Source organism: Paraburkholderia sartisoli, assembly GCF_900107685.1.
GTDB classification, from domain to species: domain Bacteria; phylum Pseudomonadota; class Gammaproteobacteria; order Burkholderiales; family Burkholderiaceae; genus Paraburkholderia; species Paraburkholderia sartisoli.
In genome coordinates this window covers 208,557-220,508 of the sequence record NZ_FNRQ01000006.1, presented here as the reverse complement: position 1 = coordinate 220,508, position 11,952 = coordinate 208,557, and the positions used below count along the sequence as shown (strand labels likewise).

Annotated in this window: 9 protein-coding genes; 3 read left to right on the top strand and 6 right to left on the bottom strand. The window is 65.5% G+C overall.

Annotation, left to right across the window (positions count from 1 at the left end):
• The first annotated feature begins 10 nt into the window (after positions 1-10).
• Positions 11-1,165: an adenosyl-hopene transferase HpnH gene (hpnH, locus tag BLV45_RS18835; RefSeq protein WP_090535482.1), complete on the top strand. Its 1,155-nt coding sequence runs from the start codon at positions 11-13 to the stop codon at positions 1,163-1,165.
• 121 nt (positions 1,166-1,286) lie between these two features.
• Here hpnH and BLV45_RS18830 read toward each other — a convergent pair whose 3' ends face one another.
• Complete coding sequence (locus tag BLV45_RS18830) at positions 1,287-1,892, bottom strand: MlaC/ttg2D family ABC transporter substrate-binding protein (protein ID WP_090535481.1); 606 nt, start codon at positions 1,890-1,892, stop codon at positions 1,287-1,289.
• A 180-nt stretch (positions 1,893-2,072) separates the two neighbouring features.
• On the opposite strand from BLV45_RS18830, the gene hpnN reads away from it, so the two are divergent.
• Positions 2,073-4,700 carry a hopanoid transporter HpnN gene (hpnN, locus tag BLV45_RS18825; RefSeq protein WP_090535480.1) on the top strand — a complete coding sequence of 876 codons (2,628 nt, stop codon included), beginning with the start codon at positions 2,073-2,075 and terminating at the stop codon, positions 4,698-4,700.
• The gene (locus tag BLV45_RS18820) at positions 4,697-5,698 is read left to right on the top strand and encodes an MlaA family lipoprotein (protein ID WP_090535479.1); all 1,002 of its coding nucleotides are present in this window, start codon (positions 4,697-4,699) and stop codon (positions 5,696-5,698) included. The genes hpnN and BLV45_RS18820 overlap by 4 nt, the downstream gene beginning before the upstream one ends.
• A 135-nt stretch (positions 5,699-5,833) precedes the next feature.
• Here BLV45_RS18820 and BLV45_RS18815 read toward each other — a convergent pair whose 3' ends face one another.
• From BLV45_RS18815 to hpnD, 5 genes are all read right to left on the bottom strand, one after another.
• Positions 5,834-6,319 (bottom strand): acyl-CoA thioesterase, encoded by a 486-nt coding sequence (locus tag BLV45_RS18815; RefSeq protein WP_090535478.1) that lies wholly within the window; start codon positions 6,317-6,319, stop codon positions 5,834-5,836.
• A 160-nt stretch (positions 6,320-6,479) separates the two neighbouring features.
• Positions 6,480-7,199, bottom strand: coding sequence for a phosphorylase (locus BLV45_RS18810; protein WP_090535477.1), 720 nt, complete (start codon positions 7,197-7,199; stop codon positions 6,480-6,482).
• Positions 7,199-9,232 (bottom strand): squalene--hopene cyclase, encoded by a 2,034-nt coding sequence (shc, locus tag BLV45_RS18805; RefSeq protein ID WP_090535476.1) that lies wholly within the window; start codon positions 9,230-9,232, stop codon positions 7,199-7,201. The genes BLV45_RS18810 and shc overlap by 1 nt, the downstream gene beginning before the upstream one ends.
• A complete protein-coding gene (hpnE, locus tag BLV45_RS18800) occupies positions 9,229-10,494 on the bottom strand; it encodes a hydroxysqualene dehydroxylase HpnE (RefSeq protein ID WP_090535475.1) in 1,266 nt (421 codons plus the stop codon). Before hpnE ends, shc begins: the two co-directional genes overlap by 4 nt.
• A complete protein-coding gene (hpnD, locus tag BLV45_RS18795; RefSeq protein ID WP_090535474.1) occupies positions 10,494-11,342 on the bottom strand; it encodes a presqualene diphosphate synthase HpnD in 849 nt (282 codons plus the stop codon). The genes hpnE and hpnD overlap by 1 nt, the downstream gene beginning before the upstream one ends.
• Positions 11,343-11,952: the final 610 nt, after the last annotated feature.

The window sequence follows — 11,952 nt, the reverse complement described above, 5'->3', positions numbered from 1 at the left end:
GGAGGACGCCTTGTCTATTCCGTTTCTGCAAAAATTCCGGGTCGGCACATACATCATGCGCCAGCACCTTTCGGGCAACAAACGCTACCCGCTCGCACTGATGCTGGAACCGCTGTTCCGCTGCAATCTGGCATGCAATGGCTGCGGCAAGATCGACTATCCGGATCCCATCCTGAACCAGCGGCTCTCGCTGGAAGAATGTCTTGGCGCCGTCGATGAATGCGGCGCGCCGGTGGTTTCCATTGCAGGCGGCGAGCCGCTGCTGCACAAGGAAATGCCGCAGATCGTGAAGGGCATCATGGCGCGCAAGAAGTTCGTGTACCTGTGTACGAACGCGCTGCTGATGGAAAAGAAGATGGACGACTACGAGCCGAATCCGTACTTCGTCTGGTCGGTTCACCTCGACGGCGACAAGGAAGCGCACGACCACTCCGTTTCGCAGGAAGGCGTGTACGAGAAGGCCGTCGCCGCGATCAAGGAAGCGAAGCGCCGCGGTTTCCGCGTCAACATCAACTGCACGCTGTTCAACGACGCCGTTCCGGAACGCGTTGCAGCGTTCTTCGACACGCTCGGGCCGATGGGCGTCGACGGCATCACGGTGTCGCCGGGCTACGCGTACGAACGCGCGCCGGACCAGCAGCACTTCCTGAACCGCGACAAGACCAAGCACCTGTTCCGCGAAATCTTCAAGCGTGGCAACAACGGCAAGAACTGGTCGTTCAGCCAGTCGAGCATGTTCCTCGACTTCCTGGCCGGCAACCAGACGTACGAATGTACGCCGTGGGGCAACCCGGCGCGCACGGTGTTCGGCTGGCAAAAGCCGTGCTATCTGGTCGGCGAAGGGTATGTGAAGACCTTCAAGGAACTGATGGACACCACGCAGTGGGAAAACTACGGTACGGGCAACTACGAAAAGTGCGCGGATTGCATGGTCCACTGCGGGTTTGAGGCGACGGCCGTGATGGATACGGTCACGCATCCGCTGAAGGCGCTGAAGGTCGCGATTTCGGGCCCGAAAACGACTGGCGCGTTCGCGAAGGATATTCCGCTGGACAAGCAACGTCCGGCGGAATACGTGTTCTCGCGTCACGTCGAGATCAAGCTGGAAGAGATCGGGCGTACGGGTAAGGGCAAGAAGGTGGAGCAGGCTGCGAAGGTAGCCTGAGCGTCGCACCGGGCCTTCCCTGAGCTGGAATGAAAAGAGCGCAACGGTTGATGCCGTTGCGCTCTTTTAATATCCCGCGAACACTTGCGAGGCCGGATGGCCGCTGGCTACGGCCCCGGGCTCACCCCGCGCTCCGCGCGTTGTGCGCGATCATGAACTTGATCAATCCGTCGACGCCACCCTTCGCGAGTTGATCCGAGAACTGCGTCTGGTACACCTGGATCAGCCAGGCTCCCATCATGTTGATGTCGTAAATCTTCCAGCCGCTGGCCGTCTTTTCCAGCCGGTAGCCGATCGCGTCGTCGCCGCCGTTGCTGATGACGTGCGACTGCACGACGGCGTCCTTGTCGCCCGCGGTGGCCGTGGATGGCAGAAACCTGAACTTGACGTCCTGGTCGCGCAACTGCGACAGCGATGCCGCATAGGTGCCCACCAGCAGTTTCTGGAACTGCTCGTACAGCTGCTTCTGCTGCTCGGGCGTCGCGGTCGTCCACGCCTTGCCGACCGCGATGCGGGTCGTGCGCTGGAAGTTCGTGGAAGGCACGAAGTGCGTCTCGACGACCTGGGTAATTCTGGCCATGTCGCCACCACGCGCCTGCGGATCGGCCTTCATCGCGTTGACCGTGCCTTCGACCGCGGCTTTCACGACCGCATCGGGCGCGCTTTGCGCGAAGGCCGCCGTGGACACCAGGGCGGCGGCGAAAAATGCAGACAGATAACGTTTCATACGCTCTTCAGAACGGGAAGGAAAATGATCCGCTGAACCGCCAGCGGGGACCATTGAGGGCCAGTATACCGATTTTGACCGCGCCGCCCTGCCTTCCTCCGCGCGCGCGAAGCCGCCGCGTCTGTATACTTGTGCCCTTTCGCCGAATACGCCATTAATGACAGGGGCTCTCCCAGCTGTATGCTGAAGTTATCCATCGTCCGCCTCGTTGCATGGTCGGTGCGCTATGCCCTGTGGGTCATCGCGCTGTCGATCCTGCTCGCCGTCGCAAGCGGCATCTACGTCGCGCATCACTTCAAGATCAACACCGACATCAGCCGTCTGGTCGAAACCGACGCGCAATGGTCCGGCCTCGAAAACGCGATGGACGCGGCCTTTCCTGACCGGGGTCAGACCGTTCTCGTCGTCGTCGAGGCCCGCGCGCCCGAATTCGCCGATGCCGCCGCCCGCGATCTCACGGCCGCGCTGCAGAAGCAGTCGAAGGAATTCGTCGCGGTTTCGCAGCCCGAGGCCGGTCCGTTCTTCGAGCACAACGGGCTGCTGTTCCTGCCGCTGAGCCAGGTTCAGTCGACCACCACGCAGCTCACGCAGGCGCGTCCGCTCATCAATTCGCTCGCGCACGATCCGAGCCTGACCGGCCTCGCCGGCGTGCTGACCACGAGCCTGCTGCTGCCGCTGCAGATCGGCCAGATCAAGCTCGCCGACATGAGCCACCTGCTGTCGCAAAGCGCAACCGTGCTCGACGGCGTGCTCGCCGGCCAGCCGTCCGTGTTCTCGTGGCGCGCGCTGGTGGACAAGGACGCGGCCAGAGAACCGGCGCGCGCCTTCGTCACCGTGCAGCCGGTCGTCGATTTCGGCGCGCTCGAACCCGGCGCGCGCGCCTCCGCGGACATTCGCGCGACCGCCGCGTCGCTGCATCTGGATACGCAGTACGGCGCGACCGTCCGCCTGACCGGCGAACAACCGCTCGCGGACGAGGAATTCGCATCGGTGAAAGACGGCGCCGTGGTGAACGGCATCGGCACCCTGCTCGTCGTGCTGGTGATTCTCTGGCTCGCGTTGCGCTCGAAACGGCTGATCGTGGCGGTTTTCATCACGCTCTTCGTCGGCCTCGCGATCACCGCCGCGCTCGGCCTGATGATGGTCGACGCGCTCAACATGATCTCGGTCGCGTTCATGGTGCTGTTCGTCGGGCTGGGGGTCGATTTCGGCGTGCAGTTCGGCGTGAAGTATCGCGAGGAGCGTTACCTCGACGACCGTCTGCCCGCCGCCCTGCTGAACACAGCGCACAGCATCGGCGTGCCGCTCACGCTCGCGGCCGTGGCCGTCGCCGAAAGCTTCTTCTCGTTCCTGCCGACGGCCTATCGCGGCGTGTCGGAACTGGGGAAAATCGCGGGCGTCGGCATGTTCGTCGCGTATTTCACGAACATGACGCTGCTGCCGGCGCTCCTCAAAGTCTTCGCGCCGCTGGGCGAGCCGGTGGCGCCCGGCTTCCGGCAACTCGCGCCGGTCGACGATTTTCTCGACCGCAACCGCAAGCCGGTGCTGATCACGACGCTCATCGTCATTGTCGCCGCGTTGCCGTTGCTGCTGCATCTGCGCTTCGACTTCAATCCGCTGCACCTGAAGGATCCGCACACGGAATCGATGGCGACGCTGCTGTCGCTGCAGGATGCGCCGGAGGCGTCGGTCAACAACGTCCACGTGCTCGCGCCAACGCTCGCGGTCGCCGACCAGATGGCAGCGAAGCTGTCGGCGCTGCCGGAAGTCGGCCGCGTGACGACGCTCAACACGTTCATCCCCGCCGACCAGCCGCAAAAGCTCGCGCTGATCGCGAGCGCGGCGCAGCAACTGCTGCCGGCGCTCACGCAAACCCCCGCGCCGCCCTCGACGGACGCGAACCGCGTCGCCGCGCTCAAGCGCGCCGCCGGCCAGCTCGCGCTCGCCGCCGGGGACCATCCAGGCCCGGGCGCCGCCGAAGCGCAACACCTTTCGGCCACGCTGACGAAGCTCGCCGCCGCCGATGCCGCCACGCGCGATCGCGCCGAACGGGCAATGTCCGCGCCGCTGAAGATCGCGCTCGGCCAGCTGGACGCGCTGCTGCAACCCGCGCCGATCACGCGCGAAACCGTGCCGGCGCAGATTGCGCACAGCTGGGTTTCGCCCGACGGCCACGCGCTCGTCGACATCTCGCCGAAGGTGGTGCCCGGCGCCGACCCCGGCGACGACGTGATGCTGCGTAGCTTCGCGCACGCGGTGAAAGCGGCCGAACCCGGCGCGATCGGCGGCCCGATCTCGATCCTGCATTCCGCCGACACGATCATCAAGGCCTTTATACAGGCGGCCGGCTGGGCCGTGCTGTCGATCACGATCCTGCTCTGGATCACGCTGCGCCGTTTCGGCGACGTGCTGCGCACCCTGATTCCGCTGCTCGTCTCGGCGGTGGTCACGCTCGAACTGTGCGTCGTGTTCAACATGCCGCTCAACTTCGCGAACATCATCGCGTTGCCGCTGATGCTGGGCGTCGGCGTGGCGTTCAAGATCTACTTCGTGATGGCCTGGCGTAACGGCCAGACCGGGCTCCTGCAATCGAGCCTGACGCACGCCGTCATCTTCAGCGCCGCGACCACGGCCACGGCATTCGGCAGCCTCTGGCTGTCGCATCATCCGGGCACCTCGAGCATGGGCAAGCTGCTGGCGCTGTCGCTGTTCTGCACGCTTGTCGGCGCTGTGGTATTCCAACCGGTACTGATGGGAAAACCGCGCCCCAGGCGCGCCACGAAGAAACACCATGGGATTGACGGATGAAGATGCAAACCTCCGCGCTGGCGCTGGTCGTCGCGTGTGTTGCCAGCGGCTGCGCGACTGGCCCTGACCGAAAACCCGGCGATCCGCTGGAACCGATGAACCGGGCCGTCTTCAAGTTCAACGACTCACTCGATACGTACGTCGCACAACCGATCGCGAAGGGTTATGAAAAGGTCACGCCGAGCCCGCTGCGCACGGCCATCAGCAACTTCTTCTCGAATCTCGGCGATCTCGGCAACGCCGCGAACAACCTGATGCAGTTGCGCATCACGGACGCCACCGAAGACGTCATGCGCTTCGCGTTCAACTCGACGTTCGGCATTTTCGGGCTGCTCGACTTCGCGACGCCAGCCGGCCTGCCGAAGCACCATCAGGATTTCGGGTTGACGCTCGGACGCTGGGGCGTGCCGTCGGGTCCGTATCTGGTGTTGCCGCTGTTCGGGCCGAGTTCGTTTCGCGACAGCGTCGGATTCGCGGTCGATTTCCGCTTCAATCCGCTGAACTACGCTGAACCGGCGGTGCGCAATCCGCTGTACGGGTTGCAGTTCGTCAGCAAGCGCGCCGACCTGCTCGGCGCGACCGACCTGCTTTCGCAGGCGGCGCTCGACAAGTATTCGTTCGTCCGCGACGCGTACACGCAGCAGCGCATTTCGCTGCTGCGTGCAGCGGGTGCCGTGGGCACGTCGCCGACCGCGTTGCCGGATTACGGCGAGCCGGACGATTCCAGCGCCGCGCCGGCTTCGGGCGCTTCGGGCACAGCGCCTGGTGGCGTGCCCGCGGGCGTGCCTGATTACACCGATCCGGGCGAAGGCGCCGCAGGCTCGGCCACGCCGCCGGCGCCGGCTTCCGACACGCAGCCCAGCGCGCCATCGGATGTGCCGAACTACACCGATCCGGGTGAGACGCCTGCTTCGGGTGCATCGGACTCGACACCGACGCCGCCTGCAGGTGACAAGGCGCCCGAGGTCTCACCGCTGCCGAAGCCGACTGTGCAATAAGCCGCACGTTTTGCGTGTTTTGCGATCTGCAAGAAAAACAGCCCGACAGGTGCAAACCTGTCGGGCTGTTTTTCCATGAATCGTGAATCGGGTGTTGCAGGCGTTCACGTCACGCCGCCCTGCCTTCCTTCGGACTCAATGCATCGTATCGGCTTCGACGCGCTCGAGCACGTTTTCACCGGTTGCCGCATTCTGGTCCGGCGCTGGCGCTGACGGGTGCGAACTCTCGCGATAACGGGCGAACGCCTCATCGGCGTAGCGAATCTGCGTGCGACCGTGCGGCGCGGGTTCGCCGTTCTCGTCGAGATTCACGAAGACCATCTTTTCCACAGTCAGGATGCTCTTTCGCGTGATCTTGTTGCGAACCTCGGCGCGCAGCGTGATCGACGTGCGGCCGAAATGCGTCGCCTTCATGCCGAGTTCGATGATGTCGCCCTTGCGCGCCGAGCTGACGAAGTTGATCTCCGACATGAACTTGGTGACGACGCGCTGGTTGTCCAGCTGGCAGATCGCGTAAATGGCCGCTTCTTCGTCGATCCAGCGCAGCAGGCTGCCGCCGAAAAGCGTGCCGTTTGGATTCAGGTCTTCAGGCTTGACCCATTTTCTGGTGTGGAAATTCATGGCGGATCCCGTCCTTCTGCTGTTCTGGTCTTCGATCATGCGGCCAGATAAGGGTTAACACTGATTATTGTAACAGAGATCAGGGTTTTCCCTGGTATTTCAAGAGGGGCGCCAACCGGTCGAGGAGGGACCGGCCGTCGAAGTGCTGGTCTCTGGACGGTCAGGCAGCGCGCAGCGCGCCGGCCGTGCCGAGCGCGTGTCGCGCCCGCACCAGCGACTGCCGGGCCGCGCGGGCGTCCGCCGCGACCTGGAGCAGCGCGCCCAGTTGCGACGGCTGGTGGAGCAGCTCGCGCAGGATTGGCGCGATCGATGTCCGGCCGTCGTCGCGCAGGCCGGCGGTGGCGGCCGACGGCAGCGTACGCCACGCCGGATCGACAATCGCGCGGCATACGGCGAACGGCACGCCGTTCGCGGCGGCGATGGCGCCCGCGATGTGCGACTCCATATCGACCGCGAGCGCGCCAGTCGAGCGGTTGAGCGCGAGCTTGTCCTGCGCGCTGACGAGCGGCGCGGCGACCGCCGCCTGAACACCCCGGCGCAGCCGCGCACTCAACGGCGACGCGCCGATCGCGAGCGCAAGCCGCCCCGACCAGTCGACGTCGGTCTCGATGCGCCCAAACGGCCCTTCGACCGCATCCGCGACGATCACGATGCCCGGTTCGAGGTCCGGCGCGAGACCGCCGGCCGTGCCGAAACTGAGGATGCCGCTGCATCCGCGCGCAACCGCCGCGCTCAGCGCGCGTTCGAGCAGATCGGCGCGCGCCGCATACACCACCTCGACGCCTTCACCGCGCGCAATGCGCGCTTCGAACGCCATGCCGGCCACGACGATCACCGGCAACGCGCCGCCTCGCGCCTGAACGCCCTTCGCCACCGCCATCACATGCCGACCGTGACGCGCGTGCCGCCGCTGCGCCTGAGCGAGCGGTAGCGCGCCAGCGCCCACAGCGGGAAGAACTTGCGATAGCCGTGGTAACGCAGATAGAACACGCGTGGGAAGCCCGTCGCGGTGAAGCGCGTTTCGTCCCACAGGCCGTGATCGCGCTGTTCGCGTTGCAGATATTCGATGCCGCGCGCAACCGCCGGATGGTCGATCGCGCCGGCCGCCATCAGGCCCATCAGCGCCCACGCGGTTTGCGACGCCGTGCTCGGCGCCTGCTCGTAACCGCGGTATTCGAGCTTGTAGCTGGTGCCGTCTTCGCCCCAGCCGCCGTCTTCGTTCTGGATCTTCACGAGCCACTGCACCGCGCGCGCGATGCGCACGTCGTCGTGCTGGATGCCCGCGGCGTTCAGCGCGCACAGCGCCGTCCACGTGCCGTAGATGTAGTTCATGCCCCAGCGGCCGTACCAGCTGCCGTCGGACGCCTGCTCTTTCAGGATGTAGTCGTACGCGCGCTTCGACGGCTCGCTCGTCGACGGCATTTCGCCAAGTTGCGCGAGCATCGACAGGCACCGGCCCGACACGTCCGCCGTCGGCGGATCGAGCAGCGCGCCGTGATCGGAGAACGGAATGTTGTTCAGGTAGTACTGCGTGTTTTCCGGCTCGAACGCGCCCCAGCCGCCGTCGCTGCTCTGCATGCCGACAACCCATTCGCGGGCGCGCGCGATCGCGGTGTTGTCCACGTTCGACTGCGTCAGCGCAGCCGCGCGATGCATCGCCATCGCGACCACGGCCGTATCGTCGACGTCCGGATAGTGCGGGTTCGCGTACTGGAACGCCCAGCCGCCCGGCCGCACGTCCGCGCGGCGGGAAATCCAGTCGCCGCGCACGTCGAGAATCTGCAGCGGACGCAACCATTCGAGCCCGCGCACCGCGGCTTCTTCGGCACGCGTATCGCCGGTTTCGAGCAGCGCGTGCGCCGCGAGCGACGTGTCCCATACCGGCGACAGACACGGCTGGCAATACGCCTCGTCTTCGTGGATGACGAGCAGCTTTTCGATCGAGCGGCGCGCGATCGCGCGGTTCGGATGATCGGCCGGATAGCCAAGCACGTCGTACATCATGACGGCGTTCGCCATCGCCGGAAAAATCGCGCCGAGGCCGTCTTCGCCGTTCAGACGTTCATCGACGAACGCCACCGCCGCCTGTACCGCGCGCTGACGCAGCGTCCTCGGGAACAGGCCGTCGATGGCGCGCAACACGCCGTCCACGCCGCGAAAGAAGCTGAACCAGCCCTTGTGCTGATGCGGCGCACGCGGCGACAGGCCGGTCGTGACGGGCGCGCCGCGGAACAGTTCGTCGATGCGCACGCCGCGCGGATTACGCGCGACCGGACGCTTTGCGTTGAGCACCAGCAGCGGCACGATCACCGTGCGCGCCCAGTACGACACCTTCGACAGATGGAACGGGAACCACTTCGGCAGCAGCGTGATTTCGACCGGCATCATCGGCACCGCGTACCACGTCACGACGCCGAAGAGCGCGAGCAGGATGCGCGTGAACACGTTCGACGCTTCCGAGCCGCCGTGCGCGAGAATCGCCTCGCGGGCACGGCGCATGTGCGGCGCATCTTCCGGGTCGCCGATCATTTTCAGCGCGAAGTACGCCTTCACGCTCGCGCTGACGTCGAGCGCGCCGTCGGTGAAGAGCGGCCAGCCGCCGTCCGCCAGCTGGATGCGGCGCAGATAGCGGCCGATCTTCTGTTCCAGCGTGGGATTCGCCTCTTCGCCCAGGTAGTGGACGAGCAGGATGTATTCGGCGGGAATCGTCGCGTCGGCTTCGAGTTCGTAGACCCAGTGGCCATCGGCGCGCTGGTCGGCGAGGATCGCGTCGGTCGCGCGCGCGATGGCGCTTTCGAGCATGTCGTGCGGCACGGCGGTATCGACGATATCGACGGCGTCAACCGGAGTCGAAACAGGAATTGAGGCGGGCGTCTCGCCATCCGTCGGCGGGATCTGGGATAAATCGTTCATCGGCGTTCCATCGGTTCATTCAGAAGCAGGTCCGCGGCCTTCTGGCCGGAGCGGATCGCTCCTTCGATCGTCGCGGGCAGGCCGGTGGCCGTCCAGTCTCCCGCGAGCATGAGGTTGTTCCAGCGCGTGCGCGTGGCAGGGCGCAGCATTTCCTGGTCAGGCACGGCGGCGAACGTCGCGCGTTCGTCCATCACGACCTGACATGCCGGCATCGGCTCAGCCGGCAAGCCGGCCGCGTGCGCGACCTCGGCCCAGACTGTCTTCGCGAGCTCTTCGTGTGGCGTGCCTGTCAGACGGTCGGCGCCGTGGATCGTCACCGACAGACGGCCGTCGAACGCAAACAGCCATTCGGCGGTCGAGCCGATCAGGCCCATCACCGGCGGCAGGCCGAACGGCGGCTCGACGGCGAAATGCACGTTGACGATCGCGCTGAAGCGCTGCGGCGCCTGCAAGCCGGGCACGATCGACTGCGCGGCATTCGGCGGCACGGCGAGCACCAGGCCTTCGTCCGCGCCGAGCGCGATGCTTTCGTCGGCGAAATGCAGCGACGCGACGCGTCCGGATTCGGAAAACGTCAGATCGTTCAGCCGCGAGCCGAGCTTGATCTGCGCACCGCCATGCTGCAGGAGACGCAACGCGGGATCGACAAACGCGCTGCCCAGCCCGTTGCGCGCGACGAGCAGGCGGCATGCCTGAGCGCCCGCGGCAAACGTCTCGCGCGCGACGGCGCCCGCCAGCTGCGCGGTGGCATCGCGCGGTTCCCCGTTCATCACGGCGTGAAACAGCGGACCCAGCAGCCGGTCCCACAGCACGCCGTTACAGCGCATGGTCTGCGCCATCGAGCGGCCGGGCTTCGCGAACAGCAGCGACAGCATCGAAAAATAATCGGTCCAGTTCGTGCCCGGCACGCGGGCGTTCGCGTCGAACACCCACAGCGGCAACGGACCGGGCGAAAGCCTGACGGTCCAGCGCTCGCTGGCGGCGAGGTCCATGAACGGAAACCCGGGTTGCGTGGGGCCAACCAGTTCGTCCGCGGCGCCGATTGCGCGCGCGTAACCCAGCGTTGCCTGATTGCCGGAGAAGATCAGATGGTTGCCCGTGTCGATCGTCGCGCCAAGCGTGCGGGCGTAATACGAGCGGCACCGTCCACCGGCCTGCGCGGCGGCCTCGTGCAGCACGACCTGCGCGCCGCGGCGCTGCAGCTGCACAGCGGCTGCCAGGCCGGCGAGGCCCGCGCCGATCACATGGACGAGTTTGACCATCAGAACAGTGCGTAGCGGGCGACGATCCACAAGAGCCGCGCGCGCGGCTTGCTGACTTTCGTGCGCGGGATGTCAAACCCACGCTCGACGGCGCGCTCGAGCAGGCACCGGTAGACACCGGACATGATGCGCGGCGCGCGGACTTCGCGACGCGCCTGCGCATCCATGATTTCGTCGGACTTCGCGAAGTGTGCCCGCGCGCGAGCGACGAGCGTGGCGCAGACGCGCGGCAGCGACGGATCGTCGGCGATCGTGTCGGGATCGGTGGACGCGATGCCTTCGCGCGCCAGCAGTTCGCGCGGCAGATAGCAGCGATGGATGCCGGCGTCTTCGTCGATGTCGCGCAGGATGTTGGTGAGTTGCAGCGCGCGGCCGAGATGATGCGCGAGCTCGCGACCCGGCGCGTCCTGCATCCCGAATATCCTCACCGACAGACGGCCTGCCGCGCTCGCGACGCGGTCGCAGTACAGGTCGAGCGTGGCTTCGTCGGGCGCGCAGATGTCTTCGGCGGCGTCCATCGCCATGCCGTTGATCATCTCGTGGAAATCGTCGCGCTGCAGGTTGAAGGTGTGAATGTGCCGGGTCAGCGCGCGCAACGAAGCGCGCGGCGAGCCCGCGTAGCACGCGTCGATGTCGGCGCGCCAGCGCTCGAGCGCGGCGGCGCGTTCGACACGCGGCATGTCGCTGTCGGCGATGTCATCGACCGCACGACAGAAAGCGTAGACCTGATACATCGCGTCGCGCTGCGCCGCCGGCAGGATGCGCATTGCGAGATAGAACGAGCTGCCCGAAGTCACGGCTGCTGCGTCGGTTTCTGTATCGTCCACGACAAGGTTGGAAACGGCCAAGACGATCTCCGCTGAGGCGCCCGCGGTTCGTGGCCAGATGGCCGGACGCAGGGCATGTCGTCCGCGCGCGCGGACACGCGCGAAACAATCCGGCTGGGATGCCGGAAACGCCGAAAAGTATAACAATCTTTGGCGTTCACCGCTGAAAACACGTCGGTGGCCACTCCCTTGCATGGAACCCGAGGGGCGCGCCATGGAGCTGGAGTAAGTGTTGGTCGACAGGACAGCCCGGCGTAACAATGCCATGGAGAAGGTCGCGCCAGGGCAGCGGGTTCCGGCGGTTCTCCGCTTCATGCTGGCAACGCAAACGTCCCTTCGAAGTCACTAACTCACGCACAACGCCACCGGAAAGACGGCGCCGGTTTTCACGCGCCCGAGGCAAATAAATTGAATAACGGCCATACAAATCCGGTTGTTCAAATTCGCCTGAAAAGGCCATTCTTCATTTAAGACTGGTCTTATTCAGCAGCCATCGACGGTTGCTTAAACTGATCTTATTGAGATGCCACGAATCTTCGTGGCTCCCACCAGGCAACGGTTACCCGCCTTATCGAGACACGAAACAGGTGTCGCGCCGGTAATCGTCGCGGATCGCCGGTCGAATCACATT

Bases quoted from the DNA above. Each gene is read 5' to 3' on its own strand.
- BLV45_RS18830 (WP_090535481.1), bottom strand. From the start codon at position 1,892: ATGAAACGTTATCTGTCTGCATTTTTCGCCGCCGCCCTGGTGTCCACG.
- hpnN (WP_090535480.1), top strand. From the start codon at position 2,073: ATGCTGAAGTTATCCATCGTCCGCCTCGTTGCATGGTCGGTGCGCTAT.
- BLV45_RS18820 (WP_090535479.1), top strand. From the start codon at position 4,697: ATGAAGATGCAAACCTCCGCGCTGGCGCTGGTCGTCGCGTGTGTTGCC.
- BLV45_RS18815 (WP_090535478.1), bottom strand. From the start codon at position 6,319: ATGAATTTCCACACCAGAAAATGGGTCAAGCCTGAAGACCTGAATCCA.
- BLV45_RS18810 (WP_090535477.1), bottom strand. From the start codon at position 7,199: ATGGCGGTGGCGAAGGGCGTTCAGGCGCGAGGCGGCGCGTTGCCGGTG.
- shc (WP_090535476.1), bottom strand. From the start codon at position 9,232: ATGAACGATTTATCCCAGATCCCGCCGACGGATGGCGAGACGCCCGCC.
- hpnE (WP_090535475.1), bottom strand. From the start codon at position 10,494: ATGGTCAAACTCGTCCATGTGATCGGCGCGGGCCTCGCCGGCCTGGCA.